Raw genomic sequence first — 18,028 nt, forward strand, 5'->3', positions numbered from 1 at the left:
AAATCCAAAATGGTCATATTTCTACTAATTTTGCTTCTAAAAAATATGATGTTCCTAGAACAACTATTTCCTATTGGTTGAAAAAATACAGTACTTTAGTGCAACAAAACACAGGTATGAGTAAACTAGATGAGATTAAAAAACTAAAGGAACGTATTGAAGAACTAGAGTTTGTAAAAGACTTTCAGCAAGATGTTATTGCAGATATGGAACTCATTACTGGAGTCGATATGTCAAAAAAGTCGCTGCCCAAAATAGTAGCAAAAGAGATAGCGCTAAAAAAGAAACACCGTTTAAAAGAAAATGGTTCTATCAGTGTTTTGGGATTAGTAAACAAGCCTTCTACAAAAGATGTAAATCACAAGAAAAAAACAACTAAACGATGAGAAAATTATCATAATGATTCAAGATTATCGTAAAGTAGTTGGGCAGAGAACTGGTGGTATTAAGCTTTATGCAGAACTTAAACAAGGTTTTATAAATCAGGACATTAAAATTGGTAGAGATAAACTATACGATATATTGAGACTGCACAACCTTTTAGTTCCTAAGCTTAAAAACTACGTGACAACCACGAACTCTAATCACTTATTTAGAAAGTATAAAAACCTGATTAAAGATCAAGTACCCAATAGACCAGAACAGCTATGGGTGAGTGATATAACCTATATAAAAACAGATAAAGGGCATAATTATCTAGCAATTGTAACAGATGCCTATTCAAAGCAAATTATGGGCTATAAATTAGATAACAACATGAAAACATCACTTTGTACAGAAGCGTTGTCTATGGCTATTAAAAACAGGAAATACCCTAATGAAAAACTAATTCATCATTCCGATAGCCGTTTTCAGTATTGCAATCCAAAATATACAGAATTTGCCGAAAGTAATGGCATCATGATGAGTATGACAGAACAATACGACCCATACGAAAATGCAATTGCAGAAAGGATTAATAGAACTTTAAAATATGAATATGGACTTAGAAACTGCATTAAAAATACCGACATTGCTCAGCAAATAACAAAACAAGCAGTATCTATTTACAATAATTTAAGAACCCATTTTAGCCTCGGTTTAAGAAAACCTGCCGAAGTCCATTTGAATCCGAATATAAAATATAAATCGTATCGAAGAAATAATGTAAATTTGACTGAACTAAAAATTTAAAACTAAAACTTGTTCAAGATATTTTTTGCATTCTAAACACCTTAAAAAAATAGCTTTGAACGGTATAAATTAAACCTAAAAAAGGTCAACCTATATCAGTATAATACACGTTTAATGAGAAATTACTTAAAAAAAGCTTTACAGATTGTTGCGTTAAATATCTCAAATAACCAATTTGATGTTAATATGTTTGCTAGAGAGTTGGGCGTGAGCCAAACATTACTATTCACGAAAATTAAAGCTTGGGCAAATATTACTCCTAACGAATTTATTATTGAAATGCGAATGAAAAGGGCTATTCAGCTGTTAGAACAAAGTGAAATAAATATTTCTGAAGTTAGCGATAGAGTCGGGTTTAAAGACCCAAAGTACTTTAGAAAAATAAATCAATTATTACCAACTCAATTTACGAGTCAGTTTTTAAAAAGAAATACGATTTAATCTAAAGGAATTAAGGAGTTCATACTGTATTATTGTACACTATGTTGGTACTTCTGTACCCTAAAAAAATCGATTAGGGTTTTACCTTTACAAAATATGTAATCAAGGGTTCTATTTGTTATTAAACTTTAAATAAAGCATATAGGGTCAATCGCAAAGTTGGATAAAATTCAATTTACAAGTGGTTTGCCTAAAGCCCGCTCAGGAAGAATAATGCGACGCATTTTAAGCAAAATAGCAGATAAGGATACAAGTAATTTGGGAGATATCAGTACACTTTTAAATCCTGAAGTAGTTCAGGATATTATGGATAATGTACTGTAATATTTTTTTATTTATTACATAAACTAGAATAGTTCCGTGTAATTAGAGATGTTAATTATACTATTATTTTATAAAATCAAAGAATTCTATACTTATTTTAAATTATTCTAACAGAAACGATTTCGTTATTTTTTTTAAAAAATGTATAATCTAAAGTAAATATTAAAAAAACAATAATTTCTGATTCCAGATAAAAAAAGACCTGATGAAAAACTATTTAGCCATTTTAATTATACTTCTATTTTGTGGTTGTCAAGAATCCACAAACACGAACCATTTTGCGATTCAGCTTGAAAAAAAAAGAGTGCTTAAGGAGGTTAAAAAATATTTTAATATTGAACCTATAACGATTACATCTTTTTTTGCAGAACGTAGTGCAGGAACAAAAAATGATTTTTATTCTGAAGGTGATTATTGGTGGCCTAATCCAAAATATCCTGATAGCTCCTATATTAGAAAGGATGGGTTGAGTAATCCTAATAATTTTGTTGCTCATAGAAGAGCTATGGTTATGTTGAGTCAAATTTCTGGAGCACTAGCCTCAGCTTATCTTGTAACTAAAGATAAAAAATACATTAAAGACTTAATTAATCATTTAAATGCTTGGTTTGTTAATAGTGATACAAAGATGAATCCTAATTTACTCTACGCTCAAGCTATAAAAGGACGTGTAACGGGAAGAGGTATTGGTATTATAGATACTATACATCTTATAGAAGTAGCGAAAGCTGTTGAAGTTGTTGAAGCGTCAAATATGATGTCAAAGGAAGAACTTATGAAAATAAAACATTGGTTTTTAGATTATTCAATTTGGCTAACAACTCATGAATATGGAGTTAAAGAACGTGATCATGGAAATAACCACAGTACCTATTGGACAATGCAAGTAGCTGCTTTTGCTAAACTTAATGACAATGAAGAACTACTCGACTTTTGTAGAACGTTTTTTAAAGAAACACTATTGCCAAATCAAATGGCAGAAGATGGGGGTTTTCCTGATGAACTATCTAGAACAAAACCCTACAGCTACTCTAGGTTTAATTTAGATGGCTTTTTTGGATTAGCGCAGATAATTTCGACAGAAAAAAATAATATGTTTATTTATAAAACTGAAGATGGTAAAAGTTTAAAACTAGGATTGGAATTTATGTACCCTTATTTAAAAAACAAAAATGATTGGCCTTATAAAAAAGACGTAACTCATTGGGAAGATTGGCCAGCAAAACACACAGCATTATTATTTGGTGGTTTAAATTTTAAAAATGAAGATTATATAAATTTATGGGCAAAACTACCAGAGCCTTCTTCTGATAAATATGAATTAATGCGAGTTACATCAATTAGATATCCATTATTGTGGATATCTGAAAACTAAAGGTTAAAAAAATGAGAGAAGAAATAGAACGGTATTAATAATATACTTTTCTTTAAATTTAATTTTCAGTAATGAATACCTGTTAATTTTTATTTTTTAATACTTAGCAGTTATGTCTTATGCTAATTATGTTTTAAAAATGACTTCATTTTTTATATTATTAAATAGAGGTTTTCAAGAAACTTTATACAAAAAATGAACATACTTACAATTATTAGGAACGATGATTATAAGTGAACAAAAATTGCCCTAAATCTTATCTAGTAAACAAAAGAAGTAACCAATTATTATCATTAATCACTTCTAACTAGATTATTAAATATTTATATAAAGAGATATAACCCCAATAAAGGGGTTTAAAAGTTCATATTACATCTTCAATGTTTTTTATGCTTTTTTTTTCTTTTTCTTGTGAAGATTAATAGCTATTTCAAAATGCTTCTTCTTGAGAACAAAGGCAGTATAAATGAAATACAAAACCATTAAATTATGAAAAACTTTAACTCATGTCTTTTAATCCTAATTATTTTAACATGTTGTAATTCAATGTTTTCGCAAACATCAAATTGGTGGCATCTTAAAGAACAAGAAAATATGCCATGGTTAACAGGAACTGCTTATTGGCCGTTTAAAGATTTTTCGACTCCAACAAGACCAGATAATCCTGTGCCTTATGTGAATCAAAAAGGTGTTATTGAAAGAGATTTCACAAAAAAAGAAAGTTTTTTTGTATTTCAATCTTATTGGACAGAAAAGCCAATGGTTCATATTTACGGTCAGACTTGGCCAACAAGATGGGGCGATAAAGATGAAAAAAAAATGATTAAGGTGTATTCTAATTGCGCAAATGTAGAACTGATTGTAAATGGTAAAAGTTATGGTTCTAAAAAAAGAAACAGCCAAAATTATCCAGCTGCTGGATTAAGATGGCTAGTAGCATTAAAAGAAGGCAAAAACTATATAAAAGCTATTGGTAAAAAATCAAAAACCGTAATTACAGATGAAATATGGGTAGATTACCAAACCGAAATATGGGGAAATCCTAAAGAACTTACTTTGAATGTAAAGAGACAAGCGGGGGATACTATTTGGTTTCAAGCGCAGGTTTTTGACGCCAAAGGTGTTAAATGTTTAGATGCTAAAAATGTGATTGATTTTGATGTGGCAGGAGATGGTGAACTCATTATAAACCAGGGTACATCTAGGGGGTGTTCAAAACTACAATTATACAATGGCAGAGCTTTAATAGGATTATTACACAATAATGGAAAAAGCACGGTATCTGCAAAAAGTAATGGGCTAAAGACTGCGTTTAATTCGATTGATATAAAATCTGAAACCTTGACAAAACACGATTCTTTTCTAAATGAATTTAATGCCTCAGACGTACTCACAAAGATTTCAAATAAGTATAAAGATCTAGCAGCCAAAACAAAAATCGATTCAACGCATATCCCTAGAACTATTAAAGAAGATGGGAGCTTGAAAGGCGTAAATAGTAGAGACTGGACTAGTGGTTTCTTCTCCGGCATGTTATGGTACTTGTATGAATATTCAAAATACCCTGAATTAAAATCAGAAGCTATCGAAATCACATCTTTTGTAGAAAAAGAACAGTATAATGGTGTAACTCATGATATGGGATTTAAAATTGGTTCTAGCGTAGGTAACGGTTATAGACTTATGAATGATATTCACTATAAAGATATATTAGTAAAAAGCGCTGAAACATTAATTACTCGGTTCAATCCTACTGTAGGTTGTATTCGATCATGGGATCACAGCGATGATAAATGGGGTTATCCAGTTATTATCGATAATATGATGAATCTTGAGCTCTTGTTTGAGGCTTATAAATTAACAGGAAATAAAAAGTTCTATGATGTTGCCCTCTCGCATGCAGATGTGACTATGAAAAATCATTTTAGAAAAGATAATAGCTCGTATCATGTTATCGATTATAACCCTGTAAACGGTAATGTTGTAAAAAAGAATACACATCAAGGATATAGCCATGAATCTATATGGGCTCGTGGTCAAGCATGGGGATTATACGGTTATACTCTTATGTATAGAGAAACTAAGGATGTAAAATATTTGGAGCAAGCTAATAAAATTGCAGCTTTGATATTTAAACATGAAAATATGCCAAATGATTTGATACCCTACTGGGATTATTTAGCACCTAACCTTTATGAGCAGCCTAGAGATGTGTCAGCTGCTGCCATAACAGCTTCTGCATTATTAGAACTTCAAGGATATATCACTAATGATAAATTGAAGAAAGAATATACAGAAAATGCCAAAAAAATAATAGAAATACTATCATCTGATCAATTTTCTGAAAAGAGGAATGAGTATTTTATACTAAATCAATCGACAGGAAGTTTTCCGAGTAATTCAGAGGTTAATGTTCCATTAGTTTATGCAGATTATTATTTTGTAGAGGCTTTACTCAGATTAATAAAAATAAATAATTAATTAAATCAATGATGAAAAGAATTTTAATAATGTTTGTTTGCTTGTTTTTTAATTGTAAAAATGTTTAGTAGATTTCAGTATTGGTTTCTTTAAAGGTTTTAAAGCAAAAGAATTAAACTCAATAAAAGATTGAAGTTAATAACACAACAAAAGGTTTCACAGATTAAATAGTAGAAGGAAATCAGTTTAAGTTAACTAATTGCATTAAATTCTACCCAAAATAATTTGATTTAACGAACTATGAAAAATATTAAATAATGAACTCTCAAAAAAAAATCATCTTTATTTTTATAATTTTAATATCAATTTCTGCTTGTAAGAAAGAAGAAAATATAAGTAATAAAACTACGAATAATAAAGAATTAAATGTACCTAAAGGGATGGTTTGGGTAAACGGTAAGACCTTTTTACAAGGAGCCAAACAGTCAGATAATTTTGCAATGCCAAGGGAAAAACCTGCTCATGAAGTTATGGTTGATGGTTTTTTTATAGACGCTACAGAAGTAACAAACAAACAATTTAAAAAGTTTGTTACTGCAACAAAATATATTACAGTTGCAGAAAGAAAGATCGATTGGAAAGAAATGAAAACCCAACTTCCTAAAAACACACCAAAACCGCACGATTCTATTTTACAACCTGGAAGTTTAATTTTTAATAAAAATATAAATGCGGTTGTAAATATGAACAATTATTTTCAATGGTGGGTATGGAAAATTGGCGCGAACTGGAAACATCCAGAAGGACCAGATTCTACAATTAAAGATAAAGATAACATCCCTGTTGTTCATATTGCTTTAGAAGACGCCCTGGCTTATTGTAAATGGGCAAATAGACGCTTGCCAACAGAAGCAGAATGGGAAGCTGCAGCGCAAGGAACAAATAATAGCGCCATTTTTACTTGGGGAGATAACCCCGCTATTTTAAACTCAAATGCAAACACTTGGCAAGGTGTTTTTCCTACAAAAAACGAATCTATAGATGGTTTTAAGTTAATTGCACCCGTAAAATCATACCCAGCAAACAGCATTGGCATCTATGATATGGCGGGAAATGTTTGGGAACTTACAGCAGACTTATTTAATGTGAACCACTATAAAGAATTAGATATTTCTAAGGTAATTAAGAATCCTACAGGGTCTAAAAAATCATACAGTCCAGCGAATCCTAATCAAATAGAATACGTAATGAAAGGTGGTTCTTTTTTATGTCATGAATCGTATTGTGCTAGTTTTAGGATTTCTTCAAAAATGGGTGTCACTATAGACTCAGGCTCAGACCACATGGGCTTTAGAACCGTTGCCACTGTAGATATGATTTCGAATTAAACCTTTTATAATAATTAGAGTCTTATAGTTATAATTTACTTAAGAATGAAACAACAACATATTCAACATTTATATTGGCGAGTAGGATTTGGTATAAGTATTAGTGAATTAGAGAACCTTAAATCAGATTCTAAATCAAACATAATCACTAGCATATTTTCCAAGTCCAAGGATGTTAATTTATTACAACTTGATCTTTCAGAACTTAATCCTATAAAAAGCACAAATCCAAAAGTATTAATGACGGAGATGGGTGAGGCTACTTTTCAAAAGTTGATACAAAAAGGCCAGCAAAAAGTAAAGGACTTAAATCATGCTTGGATTGATAGATTGTCAGAACCAACTTCTATATTACGTGAAAAAATGACATTATTTTGGGCAAATACATTTGTTTGTAGAGATAATAATATTTTTCATATTCAACATTACAATAATACGTTAAGAAAACATGCCTTAGGCGATTTTAGAAATTTTGTAAAAGCGATTGCAAAAGAAGCATCTATGAGCAAATATCTTAATAATAGACAAAATGTGAAGGAAAGCCCAAACGAGAATTTTGCAAGAGAATTGATGGAGCTTTTTACTTTAGGGGTTGGAAATTATACAGAAAAAGATATCAAAGAGTCAGCAAGAGCCTTTTCGGGTTGGTCGTTTAAAAACAATGGCGATTTTTTCTTGCGAAAACAAAAACATGATTATGAGGAGAAGACGTTTTTTGGAAAGACAGGTCACTTTAATGGAGATGATATTATTGATATCATTCTAGAACAAAAACAATGTGCAAAATTTATTTGTGCCAAAGTTTATAAATATTTTGTGAATCCTAATGTTGATCAGGATAGACTTGAGGAAATCACAACGCTATTCTACAAAGAGTATAACATTGAAAAATTAATGCAACATATATTTACTTCAGATTGGTTTTATAATGAAGAAAATATTGGTGCTAAAATAAAATCGCCAATAGAATTATTAGTTGGTATTCATAGAGTTGTTCCAGTAACTTTCAATAAAAAAAAGCAGCTTCATTATTTACAAAAAATGATGGGACAAGTTTTATTATATCCTGATAATGTTTCTGGTTGGAAGGGTGATAAAAATTGGATTGATTCTAATACCTTAATGTTTAGAATGAAATTACCGTCTTTATTATTGAACAACGCTATTATTAATTTAGAAGAAAAAGGTGCTTTTGAAGATTCTTTTGAAGCTTATTACAAAAAAGAAAAAAATAGAAATAAATTTTTAAATGTAACTCAAAAATGGGCGCAATTTGAAAAAGAATATGGGCATTTAAAGCCAGATGAATTAAGAAAAATAATTATTATCCCGAAAATAGATAAGGATACAAAAGATTTAATATCTAATTTAAAAGTTAAGTCAAATAAGGATTATTGCATTCAGTTAATGTCTATCCCTGAATATCAACTATGTTAAATCTGAGCAGATGAAAAGAAGAAATTTTTTAAGGCAAAGTACATTGGCAAGTAGTCTGTTTTTTGTGCCAAATTTTGTGAAGGCTTTTGAGCAGGTTGCCAAAGCATCTTTAGGGTATAAAAAACTTGTTATCGTTCAATTATCCGGTGGTAATGATGGATTGAATACCATTGTTCCTTTTACTAATGACATTTATTATGAAAATAGACAAGGAATTTCGATTCCAAAAAATGATCTTATAAAAGTAACAGACGACCTTGGTTTTAATAAAAGTTTAGCGCCATTAAAAAATCTTTACGATCAAGGATATTTGTCAATTATTAATAATGTTGGTTATCCAAATCCCAATAGGTCTCATTTTAGATCTACAGATATATGGCAAACGGCCAGTAGTGCAAATGAATATTTAGATTCAGGATGGTTAGGACGTTATATAGATCGTTATGGTAAAATGCCATATTCAGGAATAGAAATAGACGATAGTTTATCTTTAATTATGAAAGGCGAAACCATGAATGGAATTGCTACTAAGAACCCAAGAATACTCTTTGACAATACCCAAACACCTTATTTCAAAAAAGTGTTAAGTCACCAAAGTGATCAGCATTTAAGTGAGCATAATTTGGGGTATTTATATAAAACGATGATTGAAGCAAAATCATCAGCAAAGTATATTTATGAAACTTCCAAAACGTATAAAAGTAGGCAAGAATACCCTAACAACGCATTTGGAAAGCAGTTGAAAACAACAGCAGAATTTATAAACTCAAACATACAAAGCAAAGTATATTATGTGTCTATGGGTGGTTTTGATACGCATGCAAATCAAGCAGATAGACAAAAACGTTTATTAAGTACTTATAGTGAATCTATGGAAGTATTTGTAAATGAGTTAAAACAAAACGATACGTTTAAGGATACACTTATTTTAACCTTTTCTGAATTCGGTAGACGTGTGCAACAAAACGCAGCAGGAGGTACAGATCATGGAGCAGCTAATAACGTATTTATTATTGGGGAGAATCTTAAATCAAAAGGGTTTTATAATGAATTACCTGATCTCGCTAATTTGGATGCTAATGGAGATATTATTCATACCGTAGACTTTAGATCTGTGTATGCCACTATTTTGGAAAAATGGCTTCAAGTAGACGATGCGGTTATCCTAAATAAGTCTTTTAGCAAGCTAGATTTCATAAATTAATATTTGGTTCAAGTTTAATTAAAAAATCAACAATCTAAATTCTATGTTATGAATTATGGTTATGTTACATTAACCCGTTGTGCATTTTAAATAATGCTAATTTTAATATTGTTTATATTTCTATTAAATATCATTAGTGTCCGATAAAACTACAAATTTTAATTAAACCCATTTTTGAGCCCAGTAAACACGTTCTATATTTTTCTTTTTGAGTTAGCAAGGTGTCTATTTAAAAAGTTGCAGTTGTATATCTGGAGGTTTTGATGTGAGTTCCCACCATTGTTTGTTTGGGTTTTCGAGAAATTTAAACAGATCAATGTAGGTCATCAGATGAAATCTCATCACAGAAACCATATTTGAATATGCCCATTTTCGTTTGATTTTTCTTTGTATCACAAGCATGATGAGTTGAATGATTAATGCTGACCATATCTGAATCTCTATTGCATTTTGATTATCTCCAAGAAAATATTTAAGGGGAAAGTTCTGCTTGAGTCTTTTAAACATCGTTTCAATCTGCCATCTGTGTTTGTATATATCTGCTACTTGGTCTGGAGATATTTCTGCATTATTGGTGATAAACTCATATACCTTTTCTTTTGTAGCATCCCAATAAGCAACTCTTCTTATTTGAATAGATTTATCGTCTTTTTCTATCAATATAAGTTCATCTTTTAGTATTGCATCACTTGTTTTGTCTGCTAAATCAAATTCTTTAATGCTTTTATAGACAGCATTGTCTTTTTGGCGAGTTACAAAGTAAATATCATTTAAAGTCCACTCTAAATATTGGAGATAATCATTGTATGCTTTATCAAAAACGACAAAAGAATCTTTCTCTAAATTTAACTCTTTTAAAAAAGTGTGGTCGTGAGTAGCAGCACTGCTAAAACGTATCAGACAAGGTACATCTTCCAAAGCATTTATCATTGTGTGCATCTTTATACCTCCTTTTTTCTTACCTGTAATAGGATTACGACCAACTCCTTTTAAAATATCACTAAATAGGCTGATTGTGGTAGAATCTACAATTTTTAAATTCTTTACAGGAGATTTTAATGGACTGCTGTCCGATAAAAATGGAGCGTAGCGTTTGTATAATTTTGAATAAATTGCTCCAAAGACTTCACTGGTTCTTTTCTTGTTAGCATCTGACAATGTACTTCGCTTAGGGAAATGTTTTAGATTTAAATGGCTGATACGCCCTTCACAAGCTAATAAAACGGTCGACAACTCTCTAAGTGAGGAAACTCCACTCATTGTGGCATAAAGCATCGTGACTAAATGGTCGTAGGTTTTAAACTTTTTGTAGTAGCGGTCACTGTTATAGATTTTGGCTGTCCGAGTAATATCTGCTTGTGGTATATATTTTAAAATCTGTTTAATTATTGGTGTTCCGCTAAAGTGTGTACTTTTGTTCATATCTCAATTTTGTGGTAAAAATCAAGATATAAATAAAGCAGGAAATCCAACTATGGAAATCCTGCTTTTAAAATTATTTATCGGACACTAATGATTAAATATAAATTTATTGATATACTTTATTGTTGTTAAAGATGTTATTTTAGAGAATACCCTTGTTTTAAATCCATCAAAATATTTTGAGTAATTTCGTCTTATCACAAATTCAGCAGTAAGATTTAAGCTATTAAGTTCTAAATCGCTCATTTTGGGTTTTCTCCTTTGATAGGTTAAAAGTTGTTCTTTTGATGTTTTTCTTAAAACTTCCAATATTCTTTCGTAATTTGAATTTAAGTCATTCATTGTAAGTGATTTGTGGTTAAATAAATTTACTGATTTTCAGTAAGATGAGTAACTTTTTTTTCTTAAATCATAATACACAACGGGTGTATACTACAAGTACTATATCTTTTATTGTTGTTGATGTAAGCAATACATAAAGATGATAATAACATAAAAGAGAATAGAGTTTCAATTAATATTTATACTTTTATAATTCTAATAAATTGCTAAGAAAACAATGTCATTATACCAAGCATCAGTATTAAAGAATTATATCAACTTACAAGAAAAGCAAATTGTAGAAAAAGCCTATAAAAAGTACACTAAGTATTTTTTAGATGCTGCCATACAAGAAAATATAAGAAATTCTAAAGAAGAAGAATATCAAGGTATTTTTTTAACAGAATTGTTTGTAAATATTTTAGACTATACTTTAAAACCTAAAGTAGATTTTAATTTAGTAGCAGAATATAAAAACCAAAATAATGCTCGTAAAGCAGATGGTGCAATTTTGCAAAATGATATTGCTGTTGGCGTTATAGAATTAAAAGGAACAAATACTAAAGATTTAGAAAGTATAAGAAAACAAGCCTTTGATTATAAAGCAAATCAAAAAGGATGTGTATATGTAATTACCTCTAATTTCGAGAAGTTACGATTCTATATAAATGATGCTACAGAGTTCGAAGAATTTAATTTATTTGAACTTTCCATAGATCGCTTTGCATTATTATTTCTCTGTCTTCAAAAAGATAATATACTAAACAACGTTCCTTTAAAAATTAAAGAAGCATCCATAGTAAAAGAAGAACAAATAACAAAAGAATTTTACAAAGATTACTCACTTTTTAAAAGAGAATTATACAGAGATTTAGTTAAGAATAATGTAAAACGGTTAAAGTTAGAATCGTCATTGCGTGGCACGAAACAATCTCTTGATGACTTATCTGAAGAACAAAAAACAGAACAACAACAATTAGATAAAAATGTAAAGCTTACTTTATTTAAAAAATCACAAAAATTAATAGACCGTTTTCTATTTATCTTTTTTGCAGAAGATAGAAGTTTATTGCCTGCAAACAGTACAGAACTCATTTTACAAAAATGGAAAGCAGACATCGATTTTGGTGATGAAAGACCACTATACAACCTATTTAAGCAATACTTCACCTTCTTAGACCAAGGAAGACAAGGCACAAAAAGTAGAGGCGAAATATATGCGTATAATGGCGGTTTATTTAAAGAAGACACCTTATTAGATGGTTTAGAAATAGACAACGAGTTATTATACAAACACACCCATAAATTAGCAGGATACGATTTTGAAAGTCAAGTTGATGTAAATATTTTAGGACACATTTTCGAAAACTCATTAAACGAAATTGAAAGCGTAAATGCAGAAATTGAAGGGGCAGATTTTGATAAGCAAACAAGCAAACGTAAAAAAGATGGCGTATTCTACACACCTAAATACATTACCAAATACATTGTAGAAAACACAATAGGTAAACTCTGTACAGAAAAGAAAACGGACTTAGGCATTAAAGAGGAAGAATACTTTAAAGGACGTAAAAACCGAAACAAAGCAACCATAGCTAATTTAGTAGATTTACTAGACACCTATAGAGATTGGCTCTTACAACTAACCATTTGCGACCCAGCCTGTGGTTCTGGCGCATTTTTAAACCAAGCCTTAAATTTCTTAATTGCAGAACACACCTATATAGATGAACTAAAAACAAAAGTGTTAGGAGGTGGTTTACAGTTTTCTGATATTGAAAATACCATTTTAGAAAACAACATTTTTGGGGTAGATTTAAACGAGGAATCTGTAGAAATTGCCAAACTTTCTTTGTGGTTGCGTACAGCTCAACCTCGTAGAAAATTAAACGATTTAAGTAGCAATATTAAATGTGGTAATTCTTTAATTGATAGCAAAGCAGTTGCAGGTGATAAAGCATTTACTTGGGAAACTCAATTTCCACAAGTATTTGAAAAAGGTGGTTTTGATGTGGTGATTGGAAATCCTCCTTATGTCAATTTAGAGCGAATGAAAGAAATTTCTTTAGCTCTCGAAAAACAAGGTTATAAAACATACAATAAAAGAGGTGACTTATATATATTGTTTGTCGAACAAGCATTTAATATTACTAAAAAATGCGGTATTTGTTCTTATATAATGCCTAATAAATGGTTGCAAGCTGGTTATGGTGAGAGTTTAAGAGAGTATTTTTTGACAAAAGAACTTCAAAGATTAATTGACTTTGGAGATATTCAAATTTTTCAAGGAGCAACTACATATCCTTGTATTTTTATTGCTCGGAATAACAATCCAAAAGATAAGGTATTAGTTTCTGTATTAAAAATGTCTAATTCTTTTGATTTTGATTCTAATATTTCAAACACAGAAGAAGTTTTTGATATAACTGATTTTACAAAAGATACGTGGGTAATTTCTTCAAAATCAGAAAAAAATATGTTATCTCGTTTAGAGAAAAATAATACTCTTGATGAATTTGTAAAAGGTGAAGCAAATTATGGAATTAAATTTGGTTTAACAGAAGCATTTCTTATTGATAATAAAAAGAAAGAAGAACTTATAAAAATCGATTTTAATTCTGAAAATTTAATAGGCTCTATTTTAAGAGGTAGAGATTTAACTAGATACGGTAAACCGGTTAAAAAAGAGTTAGATAGTATAATTTTAGCAAGTTTTGGTAGTTACAAGTATATTGAAGAAAAGTATCCAGCAATTTATAATCATTTACTTCAATTTGAAGAAAAACTAAAAAAGAGAGGACAATGTAATGGTAGTAAAATTACTTATGACAAGCAATTTTTAGGGCAACATCATTGGTTAGAATTAGATAATAATCCATCGTTTTCTTATTTATCATTATATGATAAACCCAAAATTATGTATCAAAAATTCCAGGTAAAGCCTTGTTTTATTTTTGATGAACAAAATTTATATTGTAATGATTCAATGTGGATTATACCTTCGGATAATAAATCTTTACTAGGTGTGCTAAATTCAAAAATGGGTTGGTGGTTAATAACAAAATATTGTACTCAAATACAAAATGGTTGTCAATTAATTTGGAAATACTTTGGAAGAATACCTATTCCAAAACTTACAAATTCTTTACTTTCAGAAAAGGTTAATTTAATTATAGAAAATACTAATGTATTACAAATTTTAAATGTAAAATTCCAAAATTACTTAAAACAAAAATTCCAATTAGAAAAACTTACAAGAAAACTTCAAAATTGGCACGATTTAGAATTTGGAGACTTTATAAAAGAGCTAAATAAAGCCATTAAAACAAGCAATAAGCAACGTTTAAAAGATGGCTTACAAGAAGTGCCAGAACTAACAAAAAAAGACGAGTTTGAGTGGTTAGACCTCTTTGAAGAAAACAAACAAAAAGCACAAACCTTACAAACCCAAATAACCCAAACAGACAAAGAAATAGATGCTATGGTGTATGAGTTGTATGGTTTAACTGCGGATGAAATTAAGATTGTGGAGAATAGTTAGAAAGCACCTATTTTATTTAAACCTATTTAAAACAAAAAACCTATGAAAAATAAAAAATTTAAAATATTATCAATTGACGGAGGTGGAATAAAAGGTGTCTTTCCTGCATATTTACTACTGCTAATAGAATCTGAACTTGAAAAAAGGAAAGATGGTAAATCTAAAATATACCAACACTTTGATTTGATAACTGGAACATTGACAGGAGGAATAATTGCACTAGCTCTTTCTTTTGGAATACCTGCAAAAGAAATCTATGAGTTATACTTAAATAATGCTAAAAGTATTTTTGGTAACAAAAAAAGTTTTTTTTGTCAATTATTTTTTGCGTCTCATAAGAGTGATTTTTTAGAAAGCTTAATACAAAATAAATTTAAAGAATATAATAATGGTATAGACCCTAGGCTAAAGGATTGTAAAACTGATGTTTGCATCCCTATATATGACTTAGTTAGAGGGAATCCAAGTGTTTTAAAAACACCGTATCACGAAGCATTCACAAGAGATTTTCATATACCTGCCTATCAAGCCGCAATGGCTACAGCAGCAGCACCTACTTATTTTAGTCCATACTCAAATCAGTATACAGATTTAAATGATGTAAGCAAATCATTTGTCAATAAAGTTGATGGAGGTGTAATGGCAAATAACCCCACTTTGGTTGCTTTTTTGGAAGCTATCAAAGCTTTTAAAGTAGATACTTCTGATTTAGAAATACTATCAATAGGTACTGGTCATAAGAATTTTACTGATATTAATTCTAGAAAAAAATGGGGATTACATTATTGGATGATAAAGGACAAAAGAAAAAGACTGATTGAGTTATTTATGCAGAGTCAATCCCAGTTAGTAGCAAATTATATAAGTCTGTTACACAAAGGAATAGATAGAAGAGAAGATGAAAATTTTATTTACGATAGGATAGATGTCGAGCTAACAGAAGGTAGCCAATTAGAAATGGATGAATGTGATAAAAATTTGATTTCAAATTTTGCAGAATTGGCAGCAATTGAATATCAATACAAAAGAACAGATATATTAAAAAGACATTTTTATTAATAAAGAATTAAAATAATGAGTAATCAAATATTATTACAAATAGCGCAGTATCTAGATATATCGCCTACAGATTATAAAATAGCCCAAGAACGATTTAACGCAGTTAAAAATTGGCTTGACGATGGATCATATAAGTCTGGCTATTTGCTTGATGTATATTTACAAGGCTCATTTAGACTTGGTACAGTTGTAAGACCATATCATAACGATAAAGATGGGAATTTTGATATTGACCAAGTATGTGAATTGACAAAATACAATGAATTAAAATCTTCTGAAATTCTTAAAAATGATGTTGGAGATAGATTAAAAGAAAATAATGATTATGAAAGAATGTTAGATACTGAAGGTAAAAGGTGTTGGACAATTGAATATGCTACTGAAAATAATCGACCAGGTTTTCATATTGATATTTTACCAGCTCTAAAATCTGATGAAGGAACGTTACATAGCATTGATATTACACATAAAGAAGATGACATTTATTCTTGGTCTACCAGTAATCCTAAAGGCTATTATCTTTGGTTTAAATCAAAAAATGCTTACTCTACTAGCTTTATTGAATCTCAGAGAAGTACAATTTTTAATGCTAATAAAGAATTATATGAAATAGAAGAAGAAGTTCCTAAACAACTCTTTAGAACTTCTTTACAACGTGCTATTCAAATTATGAAAAGACATAGAGACGTTCATTTCGTAAATAAAGATTTTAAACCAATATCAATAATTATTACAACTATTACTACACAGGTATATACAGAAAGTAATATAATAGAGATAATAGATGAGTTTATAAATTATACTTTAAGTAGAAACGAATTTTTGATTAAAAATGGATATTTAATTAAAGATGATATCCTAGATTATTCAGATGGCAAATGGTTAATACCTAACCCTGTTGATTATGCAAGACCTGAAGATGAAAGAGAAAATTTTGCTGACCGTTGGAATTTAGAATCTGAATTAGCAAATTCTTTTTTTGAATGGTGTCAACAATTAAAAAGAGATATAAATAGCTTTAAGAAAAGTGGACTTTCAGATAGTTTAAACTTAAAAACTAAATCATTTGGAATAGGAGAGAAAGTTGATGGCATTTTGATAAAGGAAGCAGAGAAAGTAATAGAAAACCGAGTTGGTATATTTTCTTCTAATAATAGAGAGTTATTAGATTTAATTCATCTTTGTATTGAAGGTAAAACCGAATGGGAACCCATTAAAGAATTAGCCGAAAGATATTATCATAAAGCGAATGAAGGAGAAAGTAAAGATGTTGCTAAAGTTAACTATTATCAAATTGCTAGACATAGAGGTAAGTCATTTTCTGATGAAGCAAGAACAGATATTTTGAATGTTTTAAAGAGAAATAGTGATTCTGCCTCTTTTGTTTTATGCTGTAACCTCTTACTTGGCTCTGCTTCTCAAAAGATGATAAGGGACTGTATGAAATATAATAATTATGAAAATATTTTAGAATGGCCTATATTAAGATTGTATAAATACAGATTTATAAATAAATGATATAAATATATTTTCAAGTATAAGTAATTATATAATTTTATTTTAATATCAAAAAATGTCACACTTTTTAAATAGAGAAAAATTCTCAAATAGAAATATTTAGTTAAGAAGAAAGCTATTTATAAATTCAAATAATATATTAAATAAAACAGTAGGTGATTTTATACCATTAGAAGAAATGAATGAATTAAAAAACCTAATAGAAACTTTGGGTAAATAGAAGTTGTAGAAAATAGTTAGTCATTGCCATAACGTGTGTCATTGCGCTTGTTCTGAACTTGTTTCAGAAACTCACGAAGCAATCTCTTAATTGAAAAAGAAAATGTATGAAAAGAAAAAAACAGACAAATACTAGTGTAATATATTACAAAAGTTGTACTTTTGTAGCAACAGTACACACCACG

General features: G+C 29.6%; 12 protein-coding genes and 3 pseudogenes. 12 read left to right on the forward strand and 3 right to left on the reverse strand.

From position 1 onward, the window contains the following. Positions 1 to 116: 116 nt before the first annotated feature. The 9 genes and pseudogenes from BST83_RS00935 (at position 117) to BST83_RS00975 (ending at position 9,763) form a co-directional block, all read left to right on the forward strand. The gene (locus BST83_RS00935; protein ID WP_240614586.1) at positions 117 to 386 is read left to right on the forward strand and encodes a hypothetical protein; all 270 of its coding nucleotides are present in this window, start codon (positions 117 to 119) and stop codon (positions 384 to 386) included. 13 nt (positions 387 to 399) lie between these two features. Beyond that, complete coding sequence (locus tag BST83_RS00940) at positions 400 to 1,173, forward strand: IS3 family transposase (RefSeq protein WP_104808166.1); 774 nt, start codon at positions 400 to 402, stop codon at positions 1,171 to 1,173. 114 nt (positions 1,174 to 1,287) lie between these two features. Continuing rightward, positions 1,288 to 1,614 (forward strand): helix-turn-helix domain-containing protein, encoded by a 327-nt coding sequence (locus tag BST83_RS00945; protein ID WP_104808168.1) that lies wholly within the window; start codon positions 1,288 to 1,290, stop codon positions 1,612 to 1,614. Positions 1,615 to 1,749: 135 nt separating this feature from the next. Beyond that, positions 1,750 to 1,938, forward strand: a pseudogene (locus BST83_RS00950) (hypothetical protein); the annotation flags it as partial. Positions 1,939 to 2,143: 205 nt separating this feature from the next. Next, a complete protein-coding gene (locus BST83_RS00955; protein WP_104808169.1) occupies positions 2,144 to 3,313 on the forward strand; it encodes an alginate lyase family protein in 1,170 nt (389 codons plus the stop codon). A 546-nt stretch (positions 3,314 to 3,859) separates the two neighbouring features. Continuing rightward, complete coding sequence (locus tag BST83_RS20095; protein WP_205853535.1) at positions 3,860 to 5,794, forward strand: glycoside hydrolase family 88 protein; 1,935 nt, start codon at positions 3,860 to 3,862, stop codon at positions 5,792 to 5,794. A gap of 257 nt (positions 5,795 to 6,051) precedes the next feature. Then, positions 6,052 to 7,122, forward strand: coding sequence for a formylglycine-generating enzyme family protein (locus BST83_RS00965; protein WP_205853536.1), 1,071 nt, complete (start codon positions 6,052 to 6,054; stop codon positions 7,120 to 7,122). A 45-nt stretch (positions 7,123 to 7,167) separates the two neighbouring features. Next, positions 7,168 to 8,559, forward strand: a complete 1,392-nt coding sequence (locus tag BST83_RS00970; protein WP_104808172.1) for a DUF1800 domain-containing protein — start codon at positions 7,168 to 7,170, stop codon at positions 8,557 to 8,559. A 10-nt stretch (positions 8,560 to 8,569) separates the two neighbouring features. Continuing rightward, a complete protein-coding gene (locus tag BST83_RS00975) occupies positions 8,570 to 9,763 on the forward strand; it encodes a DUF1501 domain-containing protein (protein WP_104808173.1) in 1,194 nt (397 codons plus the stop codon). Positions 9,764 to 9,988: 225 nt separating this feature from the next. Here the strand turns inward: BST83_RS00975 and BST83_RS00980 are convergent, their stop codons facing one another. The 3 genes and pseudogenes from BST83_RS00980 to BST83_RS21665 form a co-directional block, all read right to left on the reverse strand. After that, positions 9,989 to 11,185 (reverse strand): IS4 family transposase, encoded by a 1,197-nt coding sequence (locus tag BST83_RS00980; protein ID WP_104808119.1) that lies wholly within the window; start codon positions 11,183 to 11,185, stop codon positions 9,989 to 9,991. Between the two features lie 87 nt (positions 11,186 to 11,272). Next, positions 11,273 to 11,392, reverse strand: a pseudogene (locus BST83_RS20270) (IS982 family transposase); the annotation flags it as partial. Next, positions 11,384 to 11,527, reverse strand: a pseudogene (locus tag BST83_RS21665) (IS982 family transposase); the annotation flags it as partial. The pseudogenes BST83_RS21665 and BST83_RS20270, both read right to left, overlap by 9 nt. Positions 11,528 to 11,744: 217 nt before the next feature. On the opposite strand from BST83_RS21665, the gene BST83_RS00990 reads away from it, so the two are divergent. The 3 genes from BST83_RS00990 to BST83_RS01000 are packed head-to-tail and all read left to right on the forward strand — an operon-like array spanning position 11,745 to position 17,624. Continuing rightward, entirely contained in the window at positions 11,745 to 15,047 is a 3,303-nt protein-coding gene (locus tag BST83_RS00990) for an Eco57I restriction-modification methylase domain-containing protein (protein ID WP_104808175.1), read from the forward strand. 42 nt (positions 15,048 to 15,089) lie between these two features. After that, positions 15,090 to 16,106: a CBASS cGAMP-activated phospholipase gene (locus tag BST83_RS00995; protein ID WP_104808176.1), complete on the forward strand. Its 1,017-nt coding sequence runs from the start codon at positions 15,090 to 15,092 to the stop codon at positions 16,104 to 16,106. A 15-nt stretch (positions 16,107 to 16,121) separates the two neighbouring features. Further along, on the forward strand, positions 16,122 to 17,624 hold the full coding sequence (locus tag BST83_RS01000) for a nucleotidyltransferase domain-containing protein (protein ID WP_104808177.1): 1,503 nt from the start codon (positions 16,122 to 16,124) through the stop codon (positions 17,622 to 17,624). The last annotated feature ends 404 nt before the right edge of the window (positions 17,625 to 18,028 follow it).

Source organism: Polaribacter filamentus (assembly GCF_002943715.1).
In the GTDB taxonomy this organism is placed as follows: domain Bacteria; phylum Bacteroidota; class Bacteroidia; order Flavobacteriales; family Flavobacteriaceae; genus Polaribacter; species Polaribacter filamentus.